Here is a 20,331-nt window from a genome sequence, read left to right on the forward strand (position 1 = left end):
GATGCCGACCCCTTATTCTCTCAGGACGAGAACCTGGCTCATAGCGGATGCAGACTGATTCGATACCTGGTCGCTGGCCGAGCATCGCCGACTGGGTCCCTGCTCACACCTGGTTAAGTGGCGAATGGTTCGCGGAACTGGGCGGAAAATGGTGTCCTCGCGAGGATCGGCAGTGGGCTGCCGTTGATGGCGGTAGCCTCGTGCCCTGATGACCGAATTCCCGCCCGACGAGGAGTCGATGCCGCCGACTACCCAGCGGCCATTGAATCCGCCTGCCGCTGCGTACTCCGAGGCGGATGACTCCGAGATTTCCGTGGGCAATCGCTCATGGCGCTGGGTGTGGATCGTCTGCGCGGCCGCAGCCCTGGCCATTGTGGCGGCGTTGGTTCTGGCCCTGCTGGAGGTGGACAAGGCTGAGGAGCCGGTGGCGCCGGCTCCGGTGACGACGACGACCGAACATCCACGTGTGCCAAGTAGTTCGGTGCCCGTCGCGCCGCCGACGGAGACGGTGGTCACCACGGTTATCGAAACCACCGTGGTGGTGGAGACGCCCGCGCCGGTCGCGCCGACAGAGGTGACGCCAACAGAAGTGGTGCCGACACGTCCAGAAGAAGGCCGGTTGTGTCACGAACTGCACCCGCGGCGCGAATGCGACGGATACCGCTAAGTTGACGCTTTCTGCGCGCACCTGACTGACTGGATCGCGGTGGGTTAACTCCGGTGGCCGGTTTGGGCATCGTGATGTGCGTGATTACCCGACTCGTAGCGACAAGCTTCATCGTTGCCATGCTTGGGTTCATGGTCGCGGTACCGGCCAGTGCAGAGCCGAGAGAGATGGCGCCGCAGTCATATTCGCGGACAACCCGCGATGGCTGGCAACTGCAGATCAGGCTCGACAATGAACGCGTCAACGTGGTTCCCAACCTGGCCGCGGCAACCAACTCGCGTGAGGCATTCATTACCCTGTCGGGCACGGCGACCGCCTCCGGCGGCACCAACCCCATCACCGACAGCCTCTTCGTCATCGGATATCAGCTCGGTTGCCAGTCGGATGTGTCTGCGGGCTTGCAGCTTGGTGGATCGGCGGGTATCGCGCCGTCGGTGAGCCTTGGTGTGGCACCGACACCGTCGGTGGGAGTGGGAGGCAGCGCGGGAGTCAGCGGGTTCGTTCAGACCGTGGTGCAGCCGGGCGTCATCGTGAACCTCCCGATGGCCAATATGGTTCTGTCCCACGGTGGTACGGGTGCGCTGGATTTGGACAATGTGCATGTGAAGGCAGATGCCTGTGGTGGTGACGTGACGATCCGTTCCTTCGCCTCGTTGCGGGCGTCGACCGAGACCGGTCACACCGAGTTCGCAATCTATGGCGATCCGATCAAGATCTGATGATGAAATTCGTCTGTGCCACAGGGGTATTAGTGTCCTTGTGGTGCGCGCCGCAAGCCATGGCGGACCCGCCGCCGGTGAACCCGATGCCTGCGGTGCCCGTGGCCGTGCCGGGTGGGACACCCAACTATGCGGCGACCGCGGCGCAACCACCGTTTGGGCTGTCTCCGGCAACGCCGCGCGGTGCCCGTATCTCCGCCGGTGTCGACTCCGGGTACACCGCCCGAATCGGCGCCGGGATGACCGCCGGGCAGCTGGAGGACCCACGTGGCATGACTGAAGGAGTGGCACCATGATCCGAACATTTTGTGTAGCAACGGTTGTGGCGGCAATCGCGGTCGGCGTTGCCTCGCCTGTCGCCGCGGCTCCGCCACCGCCCGTTCCGGCGCCCTATAACCCGGTCTTCGTGCCCGGCCAGCTGCCCGCACTGCGTCCCTCGCGCGGTACTCAGCTGCCGGTGCTGATGTCGGGCCCCGCCCGGGGGCCCCGGATTTCGGCCGGGGTAGTCGATGGCGCGGGGGTACCGGGTGGAGTGAAGCCGGGTGTCGGAGTCGGAGACGGGAAGCTGGAAAGTCCGACCGGCACAGCGACGCGCTGACCCCTGCACATCGTCCAAGTATTTGGCAGCTGCATCTCAGCGGCACCTCAGAATCGCTCATTAGCGTGGCGGCATCCGGCGCCATCGGCTCGGTAGCAGATCGAGCGATGACCGTCACGGAGGTGCCGAGGAATGCCGTCCTACGAAGACACGGTGCGGGCCTGGAGCGACGGCGGGGACGAGCCCACGCAATTGCTCCCGGTGACCTCGCCGTCTCGGGGCACATCCCGTCAGGTGTGGATCGTTGCGATAGCCGCGGCGGCGGGTGTGCTGGCGATCATCGCTCTCGGGTTTCTGCTTCTCGTTCCTGAGAAGACAACGGTGCCACCACTTGTCCCCATCACGTCGGTGACGACACCCTCGACATCCGCGCCGGTGTCGTCATCCCTATCACCGTCTGCGCCACCCTCGTCGGCGGAGACGGTCACCGAAACGGTGACCGCAACCACCTACCTCCCGGCGCCGGCGATCACGCCCACAACCGACGCGCCACCGAGTACCACCACAACGGACCCGAACGACATCTGGAGGGCGTGCCGCCAGATGCATCCGCACCGTTGGTGCAACGGATATCGGTAGGCCCGTCGGCAGTTGGGGGACTACAGCTTCGCGGCCAGCTCGGTGCCCTGCTTGATCGCGCGCTTGGCATCCAGCTCGCCGGCCAGCGCAGCGCCACCGATCACGTGGGCTTCGACCCCGGCTTCCTTCAACACGTCGTCGAGGTCGCGCACCGATTCCTGGCCCGCGCAGATCACCACGTTGTCGACCTCGAGCACCCGCGGGTCTTTGCGCTCCTCACCGAAACTGATGTGCAGTCCGGCATCGTCGATCCGCTCGTAGTTGACCCCCGCCAGCTCGGTCACCTTCTTGGCCTTGAGTGATGCGCGGTGCACCCAGCCCGTGGTCTTGCCCAGCCCCTTGCCCAGCGATCCCTTCTTGCGCTGGCACAGGTAGACCTCGCGAACCGCTGGAGCCGGAATGGGTTTCGTGAGCGAACCGCGGGAGTCGTGCTCCTCGGAGATGCCCCACTCGGCCCGCCACTCCTTGAGGTTCAGCGTCGGTGACTCGTCGATCGTCAGGAACTCGGACACATCGAAGCCGATGCCGCCGGCGCCGACCACCGCCACACGCTTGCCGACGGGCTTGATCTGCTTGATGACCTCCGGGTAGGAGAGCACCATCGGGTGGTCGATGCCGGGGATGGCCGGAACCCGGGGCTTGACCCCGGTGGCCAAGATGACATCGTCGAACTTGCCGGCGATCAGCTCCTGCGCATCCACCTTCTTGTTCAAAAGCACTGTGACGCCGTACTTTTTGAGCATCGTCGTGTAGTAGCGAATGGTCTCGTTGAACTCTTCCTTGCCGGGAATCTTGCGGGCCATGTCGAACTGGCCGCCGATCTCGGGGTTGGCCTCGAACAGCACCACCTTGTGCCCGCGTCCGGCCGCGGTGACGGCGGCCGCCAGTCCGGCCGGGCCCGCGCCGACGACGGCGATCTTCTTGGCATGCCGAGTCGGCAGCAGTTTGAGCGTTGTCTCGTTGCCCGCACGCGGGTTCAGCAGGCAGCTGGCCTTCTTGTTCACGAACGAGTGATCCAGGCAGGCCTGGTTGCAGGCGATGCAGGTGTTGATCTCGTCGGCGTGATCGGCCGAGGCCTTCTTGACCCAGTCCGGGTCGGCCAGCAGCGGCCTGGCCATCGAAATCAACTGCACCTGACCGTCGTTGAGGATCTGTTCGGCGGACTGCGGCATGTTGATCCGGTTGGATGCCATCACCGGAATCCGAACCTCTTGAGCGATCTTGTTAGACAGATCCACGAACGCGTTCTGTGGCACCGAGGTGACGATGGTGGGCACTCGCGCCTCATGCCAGCCGATGCCGGTGTTGATGATCGTCGCACCGGCAGCCTCGATCTCCTTGGCCAGCGCCACGATCTCATCCCAGGTCTGGCCGTCGGGCACATAGTCGGCCATGGACAGCCGATAGCAGATGATGAACTCCGGTCCGACCGCCTTGCGGACGGCCTTGACCACCTCGACGGCCAGTCTGCGCCGGTTCTTCGGGCTGCCGCCGAACTCGTCGTTGCGATCGTTGGTGTACGGCGCGAGGAACTGGTTGATGAAATAGCCTTCGCTACCCATGATTTCCACGCCGTCGTAACCGGCCTTCTTGGCCATCTTGGCGCTATGTGCCCAGTCTTCGATCGTCTGCCAGACACCCTTGGTGCTGAGCTTGCGCGGCTTGAACGGCGTGATGGGTGACTTCTTGTTCGACGCGCTCACCGAGAACGGGTGGTATCCGTAGCGGCCCGCATGCAGCAGCTGGACGATGATCTTGCCGCCGTTCTTGTGCACCGCGTTGGTGACAATGCGATGCCGGTACGCCTCAAGGGAAGTGGTGAGCTTTCCGGCCAGGGGCTTGAGCCAGGCGGCACGGTTGATGGCGTATCCGCCGGTGATGATCATGCCGACGCCGCCTTTGGCGCGCTCGGCGAAGTAGGCCGCCAGGGCGGGCGTATCCCAGGGGAAGTCCTCAAGTCCTGCGTGCATGGATCCCATGACGACTCGGTTCCTCAACGTTGTGAAGCCAAGGTCCAAGGGGGACAACAGGGTTGGATATGGATTACTCATGATTCTCGCTTTCAGTCCGGGCTGTGGACAAGGAAGTGATCATTTCGTCGCACCAATCGGTGAAGCCCTCTTCCATGCGGACACCGCCGCGTAGGACGAGATATTGATGCAGGGCCGCGCCGGTGAGCTGATCCGGAGCGGGAAACTGGCGTTTTTCCATTTCGCGGTAGTTGTCGAGCATGACGAGGTGCGTGTCGCGTTGCACGCGGATGTGTTCGACCACCGTGTCGATGTCGCCGTAGGTACCCGCGCGGACCTTGAGGGCCAGGTCGCGCATGTCGGTGCCCTCGGAGCTGTTGACCCACCGGGACAACTCGCGATAGCCCAGCTCGGCGACGTCGTAGACCTTCTTCGCGGGCCGTCCTTCTTGGTCGACGACGGTGCAGCGCAGCCAGCTGTCGTCCTCCATGCGGCGCAGCGTGCGATAGATCTGCTGGTGCGTGGCGCTGTAGAAGTAGCCGATCGACCGGTCGAATCGGCTCGTGAGCTCGTAACCTGACCCGTTCTGCTCGGCCAGGGACAACAGGATCGCGTGGGTGAGTGCCACGGCAGCATGCTGACACGAAACCGGACCCCTATGCAACTTGTTGCAGTGCAACAGTCTGCATATAACTGTCCAGTTAAGTGTCGCGGCCGGTAACGGTGACTGTCTGAAGCATGTAGTTGGGTGCGGTGCTTCGGGAGGTTGTGCGTGATGCAGATGATCGCCGAACCGTGTGCGGGCGCGCCGGATCAAACCTGCACCGGGGGATATGCCGGCGACTGCGTCGACGAGGGCGTGCAGGCCGGCCGCATCGGCCCCGGCGAATACGCGGATTACGTTGCTTGCGAACGGGTTTGTCCAGGTTAAGTCGTTATCTGGGGGATGACAGGCCTCGCCGGTGGCCGGGTCGCGTATGCGCCGGCACGGACTACGTCGTAGGCCCTTGATCTACCCGAACGCCGCATGCCCGATGGGCGCGATCGGTGGGGGTATGTCGCGTGGCACGCGTCTGTGGCCCGGGGGCTGAGCGTGGCTGCTGGCGGCAAGTCAAGTTAAACGTTAAGCTAAGTACCTGTAACCGGCGGATACGGCTAGATCGCCTTGGCGAGTTAGGTCAGCCTGTGTCGCGGGGCACATCTATGGACCGGGATACTTGCCGCAACGCATGAACTGGACATCAGCGCAGGAAATGAGGAAACCTTCGTGACCTACACGATCGCGGAACCGTGCGTCGACGTTATGGATAAGGCATGCATTGAGGAATGCCCCGTCGACTGCATCTACGAGGGTGGGCGCATGCTCTATATCCACCCCGACGAATGTGTCGACTGCGGTGCTTGCGAACCGGTGTGCCCTGTGGAGGCCATCTTCTATGAGGACGACGTGCCGGATCAGTGGACCGGCTATATCCAGGGCAACGCTGACTTCTTCGTAGACTTGGGCTCGCCCGGTGGTGCCGCGAAGGTAGGCAAGACCGATTACGACCCGCCGTCGGTCAAGGAGCTTCCGCCCATGGGTGAGGGACACTGAACTTGTCGTCTGAGTCCCGGCTGCGGGTCTCGTCCCGGCTTCCGGAGTTTCCGTGGGACACCATCGCCGGTGCGAAGGCGACCGCTGCGGCGCACCCCGAAGGGATTGTCGACCTTTCCGTCGGTACCCCGGTGGACAGTGTGGCCCCGGTCATCCGCGACGCATTGGCCGCGGCCAGCGACCTTCCCGGATATCCGGCGACCGCCGGCACGCCGGCATTGCGCCAGGCAATCCGCGACGCGGTATCGCGGCGATACGGCGTGGTGCCGCTTGCCGACGACGCCGTGCTGCCGGTCATCGGCACCAAGGAACTCATCGCGTGGCTGCCGACCCTGCTCGGGCTGGGTAGCGACGACCTGATCGTCATCCCCGAGTTGGCGTATCCCACCTATGAAGTGGGCGCCCGGCTTGCCGGTGTGCCCACGGTCCGCGCGGACTCGCTGACCCAGCTGGGTCCGCAGCATCCCGCCCTGATCTACCTCAACTCGCCCAGCAATCCCACCGGCGCGGTGCTGCCGGTGGAGCATCTGCGCAAGGTTGTCGAGTGGGCTCGTGAGCGCGGCGCCCTCGTGGTGTCCGATGAGTGTTACCTCGGGCTCGGGTGGGACGCCGAGCCGGTGTCGGTTCTCGATCCACGGGTCTGCGACGGCGATACCACCGGATTGTTGGCCGTGCACTCGCTATCCAAGACCTCATCGCTGGCGGGGTACCGGGCCGGATTCGTGCTGGGCGACCCATCGGTGGTCGGTGAGTTGCTCGCGGTACGCAAGCACGCCGGGATGATGGTGCCGGGACCGGTGCAGGCGGCGATGACCGCGGCGCTGAACGAGGACGGGCATCAGCGCGATCAGCGTGCCCGCTACCAGATTCGTCGCGACAAGCTTTCGAAGGCGTTGATCGGCAACGGATTCCGGATCGACCACTCCGAGGCGGGCTTGTATCTGTGGTCGACGCGGGGTGACTCCTGTGATGACGCGCTGGCGTACCTGGCCCAGCGTGGGATTCTGGTGGCGCCCGGACGGTTCTATGGCCCCCGCGGCAAGGAACATGTGCGGGTGGCCCTCACCGCGACCGATGAGCGGATCGACGCCGCGATCGCGCGCCTGGCCGACTGACCGTCGAAGACCCGAACTACCACACGTAACGTCCCGCCGGATTTCGGTGTTACCTGAGGTTTCGTTGCGCATTGTCCAGATTCCTCGACAGTCATGGGGGAACAGGACGATGCTTAGTGCATGGATGCCATCACCAACGTGCCGGCGCCCGTCAACGAGCCGGTGCTCACGTACGCCCCTAACACTCCCGAACGCGACCGATTGACGACAGCATTGGGTGAGCTGAGTGCCTCGCCCATCGATCTGCCGCATGTGATTGGTGGCGTTCGCCGAATGAGTGAGGGCGAACGCATCGATGTGGTGCAGCCACACAACCACCGTGCCGTGCTGGGGACCGTCACCAACGCAGGTCATGCCGAAGCCGGCGACGCGGTCGAGGCCGCGGTCGCCGCGAAGAATGATTGGGCGGCACTGTCATTCGATGACAGGGCGGCCGTCTTCCTGCGAGCCGCCGATCTGCTGTCAGGTCCGTGGCGGGCCACCCTGAATGCCGCCACCATGCTGGGCCAGTCGAAAACCGCGTATCAGGCTGAGATCGATTCGGCCTGCGAGCTGGCCGACTTCTGGCGGTTCAACGTGCAATTCGCCCGGCATATCCTCGCGGAACAGCCCAGCAGCGGCGGCGGCGCGTGGAACCGGATGGAATACCGCCCCCTCGAGGGCTTCGTCTACGCCATCACCCCCTTCAACTTCACCGCCATCGCCGGGAATCTTCCAACGGCCCCAGCACTTTTGGGTAATACGGTGGTGTGGAAGCCGTCCGTTACCCAGGCCTTCGCCGCGCACTTCACCCTGGAGCTCCTCGAAGCCGCCGGATTGCCGCCCGGTGTCATCAACCTGCTCAACGGGGACGGCATCGCGGTATCGGATGTGACGCTCGCCGACCCGCGTCTGGCGGGTATCCATTTCACCGGCTCCACCCGGACATTCCAGCACCTGTGGCGTGAGGTCGGGACCAACATCGACAGGTATGACACCTACCCGCGGCTTGTCGGGGAGACAGGCGGCAAGGACTTCGTCGTCGCGCACACCTCAGCGCGTCCAGACGTGTTGCGTACCGCACTTATTCGTGGTGCGTTCGACTACCAGGGGCAGAAATGTTCGGCGGCCTCTCGCGCCTTCGTGGCCCGCTCGGTGTGGGATCAGATGGGCGATGAGTTCCTCGATGCCACGTCCGCGTTGACCTACGGGGACGTCACCGACCTCGCCAACTTCGGCGGTGCCGTCATCGACGAGAAGTCGTTCAAGCGCAACGCCGCCGCCATCGATCGTGCCAAGAGTGCCGGGGTGACGATCGCGGCGGGAGGCGAATACGACGACAGCGAAGGATATTTCATTCGCCCCACGGTGTTGCTCTCGGACGACCCGACCGACGAGGCGTTTTCCACCGAGTACTTCGGCCCGATCCTGGCGGTGCACGTCTACCCCGACGACGACTACGAGCGCATCCTCGACATCGTCGATACCGGTTCCCGATACGCGCTCACCGGCGCTGTCATCGCCGACGACCGCCAAGCCGTCCAGGCGGCCAGTGACCGGCTTCGCTTCGCCGCGGGCAACTTCTACATCAACGACAAGCCCACCGGCGCTGTCGTCGGCCAGCAGCCCTTCGGTGGTGGCAGGGCATCGGGTACCAACGACAAGGCCGGGTCGCCGCTGAATCTGCAGCGCTGGCTGCTGCCGCGATCCATCAAGGAAACATTCGACGCCCCAACCGAATACGAATACCCCCACATGGAGCGTGAGGATGGCTGAGTGGTTCGGCAAAACAGCCAGACCCGCCATCCTGGCGGCCAGTAGGTCTGCGCGGCTTCGGCACGCCGCCGAGCGCATGCCGTTGACGCGCCAGGTAGTGCGCCGTTTCGTCCCCGGTGAATCCGAGGACGATGTTCTTGCGGCGGGTACCGCACTGCTGGACTCGGGGCGGTTCATCTCGATTGACTACCTGGGCGAGGACACCACCGATATCGAGCAGGCCACCCGTACGGTGTCGGCGTACCTCTCGCTGCTGGACGCTCTGGCGCAGCGCAGCGACACCGTACATACCGGTGTGCGTCCGCTGGAGATTTCCCTGAAACTCTCCGCTCTGGGCCAGGCGTTGCCGCATGGTGGCGAGCAGATAGCCCTGGAAAACGCGCAGCTGTTGTGTGCCAAGGCCGATCAGGCCGGGGTATGGGTCACCGTCGACGCCGAGGATCACACCACTACCGATTCGACCCTGGGTATCGTGCGTGAACTGCGCACCGACTTCCCGTGGCTGGGTACCGTGCTGCAGTCCTATCTGAAACGTACGTATGCCGATTGCGTCGATCTCTCCGGTCCGGGCTCGCGCATTCGATTGTGCAAGGGGGCCTATGACGAGCCCGAATCGGTGGCGCATCGAGACCCCGAGGACGTCGATGTCGCGTACCTGCGTTGCCTGCGCGTCTTGATGGAGGGTGACGGCTACCCGATGGTGGCCTCACACGATCCAGCCATCATCGATGCGGCCAACCTGATGGCGCGCGAGACAGGCAGGGGACCAGGCGATTACGAATACCAGATGCTGTACGGGATTCGCGATGCCGAACAGCGCCGCCTCTCAGGTGAGGGGCACCACATGCGGGTGTACGTGCCGTTCGGCGAGGAGTGGTACGGATACTTTGTGCGACGCATCGCCGAGCGTCCCGCCAACATGACCTTCTTCCTGCGCGCGCTGCTTTCCGGGGGCTAGGCATGTCTCAGCGGCCCTGCAAAGGGGTCGCGTCCTAGGCTGGGCTCATGCTGCTGACGTCCCTTCACCCCAAGTCGCCCGATCTCGCGGACGCGGTTCGCATCGGTGAGGACAGCTGGGGTCGCGCCGACCTGGTAGGTGCGGCGACGGCAGCAGCCGAACGCATCGGTGGCGCCTCGGGTCCGATCGCGGTGCTGGCTCGTCCGAGCATCGACACGGTGCTGTCCGTCATCGCCGGGCTCATCGCCGGAGTCCCCATCGTGCCGGTGCCGGCAGACGTTGGGGTGGCCGAACGCCGCCACATCCTGGCCGATAGCGGGGCCATCGCGTGGCTGGGTGAAACACCAGACGAGCCAGAGGGATTGCCGCACGTGCCGGTACGCCGCCACGCGCGTTCCTGGCATCAATACTCCGAACCTCGCCCCGAGTCGACCGCGCTCATCGTGTACACCTCGGGGACAACCGGTGCGCCGAAAGGCGTACAGCTGAGTCGGCGCGCGTTGGCCGCCAGCCTGGACGGGCTGGCTGATGCGTGGACGTGGACACCCGACGACGTTCTGGTACATGGGCTTCCGCTGTTCCACGTGCACGGGCTGGTACTCGGCCTGCTCGGATCGTTGCGTGTGGGAAATCGGTTTGTACACACCGTCAAGCCGACACCCGAGGCGTACGCCGCCACTCCCGGCACGTTGTACTTCGGTGTGCCCACGGTCTGGTCGCGGGTGGCGGCCGACCAATCCTGCGCTCGTGCACTGTCTTCGGCGCGGCTACTGGTGTCGGGGAGTGCCCCACTGCCGGTGCCCGTTTTTGACCAGCTGCGCGCGCTCACCGGACATGCCCCGATCGAGCGCTACGGCGCCACTGAGACTGTCATCACGCTATCGACGCGTGCCGACGGAGAGCGGCGCGCAGGCTGGGTGGGTCACCCCTTGACGGGGGTGCAGACCCGTCTGCTGGCCGAGGATGGCGGCGCGGCCCCAGATGACGGGGAAACCGTTGGCCAGCTGCAGGTTCAGGGCCCTACGCTGTTCAGCGGCTATCTCAACCTGCCAGAAAAGACCGCCGAGGTGCTCACCGAAGACGGCTGGTATCGCACCGGGGACGTCGCCGTCGTCGACGCCGACGGAATGCACCGGATCGTCGGACGCGAATCGGTTGACCTGATCAAATCGGGTGGCTACCGCATAGGTGCCGGTGAAATCGAAACCGTGCTCCTGGGTCATCCCGGGATCGTGGAGGTCGCGGTGGTGGGAGTACCCGATGACGACCTAGGGCAACGCATCGTCGCCTACGTTGTCGGTGATGTGGTGGAGGACGACGTCATTGGCTTCGTGGCACAACAACTCTCGGTGCACAAGCGTCCCCGCGAGGTCCGTCGGGTGGACGCGCTACCCCGGAATGCCATGGGGAAGGTCCTGAAAAAGGAGCTGATCACTTGGACGTGACCGCGGAGATCGTCGATCAGATCAACTGGCACTGGACCTCCCAGCTGCGTCCCCGCTTCGACGGGCTCACCGACGACGAATACTTCTGGGAACCGGTGCAGGGCTGCTGGAGTCTGCGGCCACGCGGCACCGCGACGACTCCGCTGCAGGGTGGATCAGGCGACTATGTGATCGAATTCGCCGCTCCACCCCCCGAACCCGCGCCGGTCACCACCATCGCCTGGCGGCTCGGCCATATTCTCGTGGGCGTACTCGGGGCGCGTATCACCAGTCATTTCCCCGAGAGCTGGGCCGGACCGGCCATCGATTACCTGACCTACGACTACCCGGTCACCGCGGCCGACGCCCTGCAGCGCCTTGATGTCTTGTATGCCGCATGGCTCGACGGCGTGCGCGGCAAAGACGACGGGGCAATGGCACTACCGGTCGGTCCGGCCGAAGGCCCATGGGCCGACAAGCCGTTTCTGACACTGGCACTGCACATCAATCGCGAATTGCTGCACCACGGCGCGGAGATCGCGCTGTTGCGCGATCTGTACGGCCGGCGCCGGAACTAGTTGGCGTGCAGCGCCGCGTTCAGCTCGAACGCGCCGCCATCACGCGACACCACCTCAACCGCACCGGTCTGCGAGTTGCGCCGGAACAGCAGATTGTTGGTGCCGGACAATTCCAGTGCCTTGATGGTCTTACCGTCGGGGGTGGCAACCTTGGTGCCGGCGGTGACATAGAGCCCGGCCTCGACGATGCAGTCGTCGCCCAGGCTGATGCCCACGCCAGAGTTGGCGCCCAGCAGCGAGCGCTGGCCCACAGAGATCACCTGGCTGCCGCCGCCGGACAGGGTGCCCATGATTGATGCGCCGCCACCGACATCGGATCCGTCACCTACGACGACACCGGCCGAGATGCGGCCCTCCACCATCGACGCGCCCAGAGTGCCCGCGTTGAAGTTCACAAATCCTTCGTGCATGACGGTCGTCCCGGGGGCCAGGTGCGCACCCAGCCGCACCCGGTCAGCATCGGCGATACGCACTCCGGTGGGCACCACGTAGTCGACCATGCGCGGGAACTTGTCGATGCCGAACACGGTCACCACACCGCGCGCACGCAGCTTCGCGCGCACCGTCTCGAAACCCTCGACGGCGCACGGGCCGAAGTTCGTCCACACCACGTTGGTGAGCACACCGAACAACCCGTCCATGCTGGCACCGTGCGGTGGGACCAGCCGGTGCGACAACAGATGCAGGCGCAGGTAGGCGTCATAGGCGTCGGCGGGCTTATCGGCGAGCGAGCCAATGGTGGTACGTACCAACACCTTCTCGACGCCACGGTCGGCATCGGGCCCGGCCAGCGCTGCCAGTTCTGCGGGCGCGTCTGCTGCGTCGATTCGCTCGGTACCCGGAGTGCCGGGTGCGTCGGTCAACTCGGGCGCCGGGAACCAGGTATCCAGTACCGATCCGTCCGCCGCGATGGTCGCCAGGCCAAGTGCTACTGCTCCGCTCACGGGGTACACGCTAGCCTGAATCGGTGGCGCTCGAACTCGCTGGTGACCCGATAGCCCTGACGGCTGCCCTGGTAGACATCCCCAGTGAGTCCCGGCACGAAGCTCAGATCGCTGACATCGTCGAGGTTGCCCTGCGGGAACAGACGACCGGATTCGAGGTCATACGCAACGGCAACGCGGTGCTGGCCCGCACCGATTACGGTCACAACACCCGGGTGATGCTCGCCGGGCACCTCGACACCGTGCCGGCCGCCGACAACGTGCCGAGCCACTGGGAACGGAACGAGGACGGCGACATCTTGTTCGGGTGCGGCACCGTGGACATGAAATCCGGTGATGCGGTCTTCCTGCACCTGGCCGCCACCGTGACACCCCGTGTCGACCTGACACTGGTGTTCTACGACTGCGAGGAGATCGAGTCCTCGGCCAACGGGCTGGGCCGTATCGAACGCGAACTACCCGAGTGGCTCGACGCCGACCTTGCCATCCTCGGCGAACCCACCGCCGGTCTCATCGAGGCAGGTTGCCAGGGCACCCTGCGCGTGGTGATCCGGGCCGCCGGTACCCGCGCACATTCGGCGCGATCCTGGCTGGGGGACAACGCCATTCACAAGCTCGGCGCCGTCCTGGACCGGCTCGCCGCATATCGGGCGCGCATCGTCGACATCGACGGCTGCGAATATCGGGAGGGGCTGTCCGCGGTGCGGATCGACGGCGGAGTTGCCGGGAACGTCATCCCGGACGCGGCCGCCGTCACCGTCAATTTCCGGTTCGCCCCCGACCGCAGCCCCGAACAGGCGCTCGTCCACGTGCGGGAGGTCTTCGACGGACTCGACGTCGACATCGAACTGACCGACGCTGCGGCCGGGGCACTGCCCGGCCTGGACCGCCCGGCCGCCGCCGAATTGATCGGCGCGGCTGGGGGAGTGGTGCGCGCGAAGTACGGCTGGACCGATGTGTCCCGGTTCGCGGCGCGAGGGATCGCCGCGGTCAACTACGGGCCGGGTGACCCCAATCTGGCGCATACCCGCGGCGAACACGTTCCGGTACAGCAGATCACCGACGTGGCCGCGGTACTGCGGCGCTACCTCAGCGCGTGACGGGTGCGGCGTAGGTTCCCGGTGTCTGACCGAGGATGCGCCGGTACACGTCGATGAACGCACTCGGTGTGGCCCAACCACACTGATGCGCCACATAGGTGACGGGCCGCCCCTCCGCGAGCAGTCGCAACGCGTGATGAAGACGGATCTGCGTGCGCCACTGCGGGTACGTCATACCCATGTCGGTGCGGAACAACCGGGTCAGCGTGCGCTCACTGGCACCTACCCGCCGCCCCAGTTCGGCCACGGTCCACACCTGTGTCAGGTCGTCATCCACCAGCGCACACGCCTCGGCCAACCGCTGATCACGCGGGATGGGCAACTTCAGCGCCTGCTCCGGACTGCGCCGCAGCTGGTCGATGAGTACGACCTCCAGCCGCGTGACCTCATCCCGGGGCAGGTCACCGGGAACCGAACACGTGATGATCAGCTCCCGTAGCAGCGGGGACACCGCGATGACGGTCGGAGCTTTCAGCTCCACCAGGTACTTCTCCGGATCGAAGGCCACGGAATGAAACTCGGTGGGGCCGTAAAAGCGATGTTCGTGACCAGCGCCGGCAGGTATCCACAGCGCGCGATTCGGGGGTGCGATCCAGGTGCCGTCGTCCGTCGTCACCGCGATGACACCGGAGGCGGGATACACGATCTGATGCACCTCGTGCCAGTGGCGGTCGATGCGTTGCCCACCGCTCAACGACATCACTCCGGTGAGGTGGCGGCTAATCAACACAAGACGCGATTTTATCGGAAGTCGGCTGCGTGGGAAATTATCGCGCTGATTCTGCGGGGAATAGCCACCTGAACGCGCGGGGTTGGCCGAGACGTGAAACTCGGAGTGGCGATCGGCCGACCCCTCAGCGTCCAGACCGGCACCAACCTGGTCGATGCGTTCATCGCCCACGGGCGCAAAGTCACCGATGCCGGCGTCGGGACGCTGTGGCTGGGGCAGATGTATCACTATGACGCGATCACCGTGGCCGCGGTGATCGGGCAGGCGATCCCTCCGGAAAAGCTGAGCGCTGTGGGGGTTTCGGTGATCCCCATCAATCCGCGTCACCCCATCGAGGTATCGGCGGCCGCACAGACCGCCCAGGCCGCAAGCCACGGGAGATTTCAGCTCGGGCTGGGGCTCGGCGCGCCGGTGATCGAGGGCCCGAGCTATGGCCTGCACGTGGACAAGCCGATACGCCGCCTACGCGAATACCTCACCACTCTCCGGCAGCTGCTCGACACCGGAACCGCCGACTTTCACGGCGAGACCCTCACGGTCGCACCGAAATTCACCACCGCGCAGCCAGGCGGCGAGAACATCCCCGTGTTGGTCGCGGCCATGGCCCCACAGGCGCTGCGGGCCACCGGCGAGCTGGCCGACGGCACGATTCCGCTGCACGCCGGACCGCGAGCGCTCAGCCGGGAGATCGTTCCCGTCATCGATGCGGCCGCCGAGCAGGCCGGGCGGCCACGCCCGCGTGTCATCGCCGGTGTCGCCGTCGTGGTCACCTCCGATCCGGCACGGGTCCGGGCGCTTGCCATCGAAGACATGGCGTTCTACGAGAACATCCCGTCATATCGGAAAGTGCTTGACGCCGAGGGGGTTCAGCACACCGGGGAGCTGGCGATCATCGGCGACGAGGAGCATGTGGCTAGCGAGCTGCGGCGATACTTCGATGCGGGAGCCACCGAAGTGTTCGCAAGCCACACCGAGTTGGGCGGACCGGAAGACGAGGCCCGCACGCTGGCGCTACTGGGTGAGCTGTCCCGCGGGAATTGATTTGCCCGCTGCCCCTAGGCTGGCGGCGTGCCAGAAAGTACCGAACCTCAACTGCACGGACCGGTTCAGCTGCGTCGTGATCGATGTGAGAACACCACCGCCGACCAACGTCTGCTGGACATCCGCGACACCACCACCTGGACGCACACCGATCCGTGGCGCGTGCTGCGCATTCAGGGCGAGTTCGTGGAGGGCTTCGATGCGCTTGCGGAAACCCCCAAAGCGGTAACGGTTTTCGGCTCGGCCAGAACGAAGCAGGACTCACCCGAATATCGGCTCGGGCAGGAGCTGGGTGTGGCCCTGGTCAAGGCGGGGTATGCCGTCATCACTGGCGGCGGACCGGGCGCCATGGAGGCCGCGAACCGTGGTGCGAGCGAATCGGGCGGTTACTCGGTGGGCCTGGGTATCGAGCTGCCGTTCGAGCAGGGCCTCAACGAATGGGTGGACCTGGGCATCAACTTCCGCTACTTCTTCGTCCGCAAGACCATGTTCGTCAAGTACGCACAGGCCTTCGTGTGTCTGCCCGGTGGATTCGGCACCCTCGACGAACTCTTCGAGGCGCTCACCCTGGTGCAGACCCGCAAGGTCACGCGGTTCCCGATCATCCTGCTGGGCACCGAGTACTGGTCGGGCCTGCTCGACTGGATCCGCGGGACGATGCTGCCCGCGGGCAAGATCGGTGAGCAGGACATCGCGCTGCTCTCGGTCACCGACAGCATCGACGAAGCGGTGGCGGCCATCGTGCAGGCCGAGGCGGTCAACGGGAAGGGGAGTCACCGATGAGTTTGTCGGTCTGTGTGTATTGCGCGTCGGGGCCCCGCCACCCGGAACTGCTGGATCTAGCCACTCGTCTGGGCACCGCCATCGCCGAACGCGGCTGGACGCTGGTCTCCGGGGGCGGCAACGTCTCGGCCATGGGCGCCGTGGCGCAGGCGGCGCGCGCTGCCGGAGGACGCACCATCGGGGTCATCCCCAAGACACTCGTACATCGAGAGGTCGCCGATACCGACGCCGATGAGCTCGTCGTCACCACCACCATGCGCGAGCGCAAGCAGATCATGGAGGACCGATCCGACGCCTTCATCACCCTGCCTGGCGGGATCGGCACGCTGGAAGAGGTTTTCGAGACCTGGACCGCCGGCTATCTGGGGCTACATGAGAAGCCGGTGGTGTTGCTGGACCCCGACGGTCACTACACCGGACTGCTGCGCTGGCTCGATGAACTCCAGGACAAGGGCTACGTGGCCGCACACGCGCGGGACAGACTACTGGTGCACACCGATATCGCCGCTGCCCTCGACGCATGCAAGCCAACGGATTGACGGGGCTGGGTCGTTCGTCAACAATGCGGTGAGCCATTGCCTACTGGGCGGTAAGGAACAGGGAGAACTAGATGTCCGCAAGCAGCGCCATTCCGTCGAATCCCCGTGATCGGGTTCACCTGACCGAGGTATTGGCGCAGCTGCCGGGCATGGCCTGGGACCTGCCGATTCTGGCGCGCGGCATCATCAGCGGTATCAAGTCCAACCCCAAGGGCCGTTGGTCGATCGGGGCGCTCTTCGCCGAGCGCGCCGCCAAGCACGCCGACCGCGTCTTCCTGCGGTTCGAGGGCACCGACATCACCTACGCGCAGGCGAACGCCACCGCCAACCGGTACGCCGCCACGCTGGCCTCGCACGGTGTGGGTCGCGGTGACGTCGTCGGCATCATGCTGCGCAACTCGCCGCAGACCGTCCTGCTGATGCTCGCCACCGTGAAGCTCGGTGCCATCGCCGGAATGCTCAACTACAACCAGCGCGGACACGTGCTGGCGCACAGCATCGGACTGCTCGACTCCAAACTGCTGATCAGCGAGGCCGACTTCGTCGAACCGATCAACGAATCCGGCGCCAACGTCATCTCCCTGCTCACCGGCGACGAACTGGACCGGGCCTCGGTACTCGCGCCCACCACCAATCCCGCCGCCACCGACGCGGTGATGACCAAGGACCGGGCGTTCTACATCTTCACCTCCGGAACCACCGGCCTGCCCAAAGCCAGTGTGATGACGCACTATCGGTGGCTGCGCGGCATGTCCGGAGTCGGCGACATGGCACTGCGGCTGCGTCCCAGCGATGTGCTGTACAGCTGTCTGCCGCTGTACCACAACAACGCGCTGACCCTCGCCGTATCGACCACCATCAACGCCGGCGCCACGCTGGCGATCGGCAAGTCGTTCTCGGTGTCGCGCTTCTGGGACGAGGTCATCGCCAGCCGCGCAACCGCTTTCATCTACATCGGTGAGCTGTGCCGTTACCTGCTCAACCAGCCGCCCAAGCCCACCGATCGCCAGCACAAGGTGCGCGTCATCATCGGTAACGGGCTGCGGCCCGAGCTGTGGGGCGAGTTCACCCACCGTTTCGGCATCAAGCGGGTCTGCGAGTTCTACTCGGCCAGCGAGTCCAACACCGCGTTCGTCAACGCGCTCAACATCGACCGCACCGTCGGTATCTGCCCGATGCCCATCGCCTACGTCAAATACGACATCGAGACCGGAGAACCGCTCCGCAACTCGAAGGGGCACCTGACGAAGGTCGGAGCGGGCGAGGCGGGTCTGCTGATCAGCAAGGTCACCAGCCTGGCGCCGTTCGACGGGTACACCGATCCGACGGCCTCGGAGAAGAAGCTGGTGCGTGACGCCTTCAAGAAGGGCGACACCTGGTTCAACACAGGCGATCTGATGCGCAACCTGGGCTGGGGACACGCGGCCTTCGGTGACCGACTCGGCGATACCTTCCGGTGGAAGGGCGAGAATGTCGCGACCACCGAGGTGGAAGGCGCACTCCACCACGCCGACGCCATCGAAGAGGCCACGGTCTTCGGCGTCGAGGTACCGGGTACCGACGGCCGCGCCGGTATGGCCGCCATCAAGCTGCACGACGGCGCCGAGTTCGATCCAAAGGCATTGAGCGACATCGTGTATCAGTACCTTCCCGCCTACGCGCTGCCGCTTTTCGTAAGGATCGTGGACACCCTGGAGCACACCACCACCTTCAAGAGTCGCAAGGTGGAGCTGCGTGAACAGGCGTACGGGGAGGCCGTGACCGATCCGCTGTACGTGCTCGCCGGTCGCGGCGAGGGTTATGTGCCGTTCTATCCGGAATACGCAGGCGAGGTCGCGGGCGGCCAGCGTCCCAAGGCATAGCCCTTCGGCGGGTTACTGTTCCACCGTGGGAGTCAGTCGACGGGTGCGTGCCTCGCGGCGCCGTCAACGCCTGGTGAAGCTTGCCGACAACGACCTCACCGACGCGCAGTGGCTGACACTCGTGGAAGCCTGGGGTGGCTGCGCCTATTGCGGCGCGACCGGAACAGCGTTGCAACGCGACTGTGTCCAGGCGATCTCCCGTGGTGGCCGGTACACGCTGTCCAACGTGGTGCCCGCCTGCCCGTCCTGCAATGCGAGTAAATGCAATGCGGAGGTGACCAGCTGGATGCGGCGCAAGCGGCTCGACGAGACCGCCTTCCTGCGTCGCTACGTGGAGATCTCAGCAGCGGGCTAGCCCGCGGTGTACACACCGGTGGGTTCAGCGTGGTAGCCCTTGGCGCCGATCTCGCGGGCCAGCGGACTGCGGAAATCCTGCTCTGCGGCAAGGCAATCGAGGATGTGGCGATAGTCGTAGCGTGGTGTCCAGCCTAGTTCGGTGCGGGCCCTGGTGTTGACGTAGACCCGGTCGATCGTCGGGAACATCGTCCATCCGTGCGCCGCGTACAGATTGGGCTGCTCGGGGAAGTGTCGAGCCACCACGCCCGGTGCATCGGTGCGCAGCTGCGCGATATCGGCGCGGGAGAACGGCGTGGTCGCCGAGACCACGTATTTGGCCCAGCCGATGTCGGCCGCGCGTTCGGCCGCCAGCAGGTGTGCCTCGACGACATCGGCCAGATCCACCCGGCGATAGAGGTATTCGTTGGCCTTCACATTCGCATCGGAGTAGCGGGCCCGGACCGCATCATTGTCGTCCTGCTCGGGGAAGAATCGGGAGGTGCGCAGCACGATGATCGGCAACCCGCAGCCCTGATGCACCACATGCGCGATATCTTCCGCGGCGGTCTTGGTGGCGCCATAGATGTTCTTGGGCACCGGCGCCACCTCCTCGGTGATCCAGGCGGCCTCCTGGGTGCCTACCAGCGCGTGTCCGAATGCGCTGGTGGTGCTCGTGTAGACGAATCCGGCCACGCCCGCGGTGACGGACTCTTCCAGGAGCGCGAGTGTGCCCTCGATGTTGGTCTCGACGAAGTCGGCCCGCGCATGCGAACCCACATGCGGTTTGTGCAGGGTTGCGGTGTGCAGCACCGACGTCACCCCGGCCATCGCCTCGGTGACAACCGCGCGGTCGGCGATCGACCCGACGATATCCGTGGCCGGTCCGGCCTCGATGTCGATGCCGACGACATCGGTCCCGCCCCGGCGCAGGGTGCGGACCAGGGCCTCCCCGAGATGGCCCGAGGATCCGGTGACCAGGAATCGCTTTCCGCCCATGTGCCCATACTGCTCAGGCCCGCAAGTCATTTCGCTCCCCGAG

The 20,331-nt window shown here is 65.2% G+C and carries 22 protein-coding genes; 17 read left to right on the forward strand and 5 right to left on the reverse strand.

Going from position 1 to position 20,331, the window contains the following annotated elements; translation table 11 throughout:
• Positions 1-208 precede the first annotated feature (208 nt).
• The 5 genes from HBA99_RS06690 to HBA99_RS06710 all read left to right on the forward strand — a co-directional run bounded on the left by HBA99_RS06690 (position 209) and on the right by HBA99_RS06710 (position 2,563).
• Positions 209-667 (forward strand): hypothetical protein, encoded by a 459-nt coding sequence (locus HBA99_RS06690; RefSeq protein ID WP_070920322.1) that lies wholly within the window; start codon positions 209-211, stop codon positions 665-667.
• 80 nt (positions 668-747) lie between these two features.
• A complete protein-coding gene (locus HBA99_RS06695; RefSeq protein ID WP_070952307.1) occupies positions 748-1,386 on the forward strand; it encodes an MspA family porin in 639 nt (212 codons plus the stop codon).
• Positions 1,386-1,682: a hypothetical protein gene (locus tag HBA99_RS06700; RefSeq protein WP_078321548.1), complete on the forward strand. Its 297-nt coding sequence runs from the start codon at positions 1,386-1,388 to the stop codon at positions 1,680-1,682. Before HBA99_RS06695 ends, HBA99_RS06700 begins: the two co-directional genes overlap by 1 nt.
• Positions 1,679-1,984, forward strand: coding sequence for a hypothetical protein (locus HBA99_RS06705; RefSeq protein ID WP_070920320.1), 306 nt, complete (start codon positions 1,679-1,681; stop codon positions 1,982-1,984). Before HBA99_RS06700 ends, HBA99_RS06705 begins: the two co-directional genes overlap by 4 nt.
• 132 nt (positions 1,985-2,116) lie before the next feature.
• Complete coding sequence (locus tag HBA99_RS06710) at positions 2,117-2,563, forward strand: hypothetical protein (RefSeq protein ID WP_070951355.1); 447 nt, start codon at positions 2,117-2,119, stop codon at positions 2,561-2,563.
• A gap of 20 nt (positions 2,564-2,583) precedes the next feature.
• On the opposite strand, the gene HBA99_RS06715 is transcribed toward HBA99_RS06710, so the two are convergent.
• Together HBA99_RS06715 and HBA99_RS06720 are read right to left on the reverse strand one after the other, a co-directional pair.
• Positions 2,584-4,614: an NADPH-dependent 2,4-dienoyl-CoA reductase gene (locus HBA99_RS06715; protein ID WP_030094775.1), complete on the reverse strand. Its 2,031-nt coding sequence runs from the start codon at positions 4,612-4,614 to the stop codon at positions 2,584-2,586.
• On the reverse strand, positions 4,607-5,161 hold the full coding sequence (locus HBA99_RS06720; RefSeq protein WP_070920318.1) for a PadR family transcriptional regulator: 555 nt from the start codon (positions 5,159-5,161) through the stop codon (positions 4,607-4,609). Before HBA99_RS06720 ends, HBA99_RS06715 begins: the two co-directional genes overlap by 8 nt.
• A 639-nt stretch (positions 5,162-5,800) precedes the next feature.
• Between HBA99_RS06720 and fdxA the strand changes: the two genes are divergently transcribed.
• The 6 genes from fdxA to HBA99_RS06750 all read left to right on the forward strand — a co-directional run bounded on the left by fdxA (position 5,801) and on the right by HBA99_RS06750 (position 11,957).
• A complete protein-coding gene (gene fdxA / locus HBA99_RS06725) occupies positions 5,801-6,127 on the forward strand; it encodes a ferredoxin (protein ID WP_030094777.1) in 327 nt (108 codons plus the stop codon).
• Positions 6,128-6,147: 20 nt separating this feature from the next.
• Positions 6,148-7,242, forward strand: a complete 1,095-nt coding sequence (dapC, locus tag HBA99_RS06730; protein ID WP_081347378.1) for a succinyldiaminopimelate transaminase — start codon at positions 6,148-6,150, stop codon at positions 7,240-7,242.
• Positions 7,243-7,362: 120 nt separating this feature from the next.
• A complete protein-coding gene (pruA, locus tag HBA99_RS06735; RefSeq protein ID WP_057963876.1) occupies positions 7,363-8,997 on the forward strand; it encodes an L-glutamate gamma-semialdehyde dehydrogenase in 1,635 nt (544 codons plus the stop codon).
• Positions 8,990-9,955: a proline dehydrogenase family protein gene (locus HBA99_RS06740; protein ID WP_030094780.1), complete on the forward strand. Its 966-nt coding sequence runs from the start codon at positions 8,990-8,992 to the stop codon at positions 9,953-9,955. Before pruA ends, HBA99_RS06740 begins: the two co-directional genes overlap by 8 nt.
• A gap of 47 nt (positions 9,956-10,002) precedes the next feature.
• Complete coding sequence (locus HBA99_RS06745; protein ID WP_070951354.1) at positions 10,003-11,400, forward strand: acyl-CoA synthetase; 1,398 nt, start codon at positions 10,003-10,005, stop codon at positions 11,398-11,400.
• Positions 11,391-11,957, forward strand: a complete 567-nt coding sequence (locus HBA99_RS06750; RefSeq protein WP_070920315.1) for a DinB family protein — start codon at positions 11,391-11,393, stop codon at positions 11,955-11,957. Before HBA99_RS06745 ends, HBA99_RS06750 begins: the two co-directional genes overlap by 10 nt.
• Here the strand turns inward: HBA99_RS06750 and dapD are convergent.
• Positions 11,954-12,901, reverse strand: coding sequence for a 2,3,4,5-tetrahydropyridine-2,6-dicarboxylate N-succinyltransferase (gene dapD, locus HBA99_RS06755; protein WP_070951353.1), 948 nt, complete (start codon positions 12,899-12,901; stop codon positions 11,954-11,956). The genes HBA99_RS06750 and dapD overlap by 4 nt on opposite strands.
• A gap of 23 nt (positions 12,902-12,924) precedes the next feature.
• Between dapD and dapE the strand changes: the two genes are divergently transcribed.
• On the forward strand, positions 12,925-14,001 hold the full coding sequence (gene dapE, locus HBA99_RS06760; protein WP_030094784.1) for a succinyl-diaminopimelate desuccinylase: 1,077 nt from the start codon (positions 12,925-12,927) through the stop codon (positions 13,999-14,001).
• On the opposite strand, the gene HBA99_RS06765 is transcribed toward dapE, so the two are convergent.
• Entirely contained in the window at positions 13,991-14,731 is a 741-nt protein-coding gene (locus HBA99_RS06765; protein ID WP_070951352.1) for an AraC family transcriptional regulator, read from the reverse strand. The genes dapE and HBA99_RS06765 overlap by 11 nt on opposite strands.
• A 93-nt stretch (positions 14,732-14,824) precedes the next feature.
• Here HBA99_RS06765 and HBA99_RS06770 point away from each other — a divergent pair, with 93 nt between their 5' ends.
• From HBA99_RS06770 to HBA99_RS06790, 5 genes are all read left to right on the forward strand, one after another.
• Positions 14,825-15,772, forward strand: a complete 948-nt coding sequence (locus HBA99_RS06770; RefSeq protein WP_081347588.1) for a TIGR03564 family F420-dependent LLM class oxidoreductase — start codon at positions 14,825-14,827, stop codon at positions 15,770-15,772.
• 27 nt (positions 15,773-15,799) lie between these two features.
• On the forward strand, positions 15,800-16,555 hold the full coding sequence (locus HBA99_RS06775) for an LOG family protein (protein WP_070916472.1): 756 nt from the start codon (positions 15,800-15,802) through the stop codon (positions 16,553-16,555).
• The gene (locus tag HBA99_RS06780) at positions 16,552-17,094 is read left to right on the forward strand and encodes an LOG family protein (RefSeq protein WP_070916471.1); all 543 of its coding nucleotides are present in this window, start codon (positions 16,552-16,554) and stop codon (positions 17,092-17,094) included. The genes HBA99_RS06775 and HBA99_RS06780 overlap by 4 nt, the downstream gene beginning before the upstream one ends.
• A 71-nt stretch (positions 17,095-17,165) precedes the next feature.
• On the forward strand, positions 17,166-18,956 hold the full coding sequence (gene fadD6, locus HBA99_RS06785; protein WP_030094789.1) for a long-chain-acyl-CoA synthetase FadD6: 1,791 nt from the start codon (positions 17,166-17,168) through the stop codon (positions 18,954-18,956).
• Positions 18,957-18,981: 25 nt separating this feature from the next.
• Positions 18,982-19,311, forward strand: coding sequence for an HNH endonuclease (locus HBA99_RS06790; protein ID WP_030094790.1), 330 nt, complete (start codon positions 18,982-18,984; stop codon positions 19,309-19,311).
• On the opposite strand, the gene HBA99_RS06795 is transcribed toward HBA99_RS06790, so the two are convergent.
• On the reverse strand, positions 19,308-20,288 hold the full coding sequence (locus HBA99_RS06795) for an NAD-dependent epimerase/dehydratase family protein (RefSeq protein WP_070951351.1): 981 nt from the start codon (positions 20,286-20,288) through the stop codon (positions 19,308-19,310). The two genes, HBA99_RS06790 and HBA99_RS06795, sit on opposite strands and share 4 nt — an antisense overlap.
• Between the last annotated feature and the right edge of the window lie 43 nt (positions 20,289-20,331).

This window comes from Mycobacteroides chelonae (genome assembly GCF_016767715.1).
Classification (GTDB): domain Bacteria; phylum Actinomycetota; class Actinomycetes; order Mycobacteriales; family Mycobacteriaceae; genus Mycobacterium; species Mycobacterium gwanakae.

Coding starts and splice junctions, on each gene's coding strand:
- HBA99_RS06690 (WP_070920322.1), top strand. CDS start 209: ATGACCGAATTCCCGCCCGACGAGGAGTCGATGCCGCCGACTACCCAG.
- HBA99_RS06700 (WP_078321548.1), top strand. CDS start 1,386: ATGATGAAATTCGTCTGTGCCACAGGGGTATTAGTGTCCTTGTGGTGC.
- HBA99_RS06705 (WP_070920320.1), top strand. CDS start 1,679: ATGATCCGAACATTTTGTGTAGCAACGGTTGTGGCGGCAATCGCGGTC.
- HBA99_RS06710 (WP_070951355.1), top strand. CDS start 2,117: ATGCCGTCCTACGAAGACACGGTGCGGGCCTGGAGCGACGGCGGGGAC.
- HBA99_RS06715 (WP_030094775.1), bottom strand. CDS start 4,614: ATGAGTAATCCATATCCAACCCTGTTGTCCCCCTTGGACCTTGGCTTC.
- pruA (WP_057963876.1), top strand. CDS start 7,363: ATGGATGCCATCACCAACGTGCCGGCGCCCGTCAACGAGCCGGTGCTC.
- HBA99_RS06740 (WP_030094780.1), top strand. CDS start 8,990: ATGGCTGAGTGGTTCGGCAAAACAGCCAGACCCGCCATCCTGGCGGCC.
- HBA99_RS06745 (WP_070951354.1), top strand. CDS start 10,003: ATGCTGCTGACGTCCCTTCACCCCAAGTCGCCCGATCTCGCGGACGCG.
- HBA99_RS06780 (WP_070916471.1), top strand. CDS start 16,552: ATGAGTTTGTCGGTCTGTGTGTATTGCGCGTCGGGGCCCCGCCACCCG.
- fadD6 (WP_030094789.1), top strand. CDS start 17,166: ATGTCCGCAAGCAGCGCCATTCCGTCGAATCCCCGTGATCGGGTTCAC.
- HBA99_RS06795 (WP_070951351.1), bottom strand. CDS start 20,288: ATGGGCGGAAAGCGATTCCTGGTCACCGGATCCTCGGGCCATCTCGGG.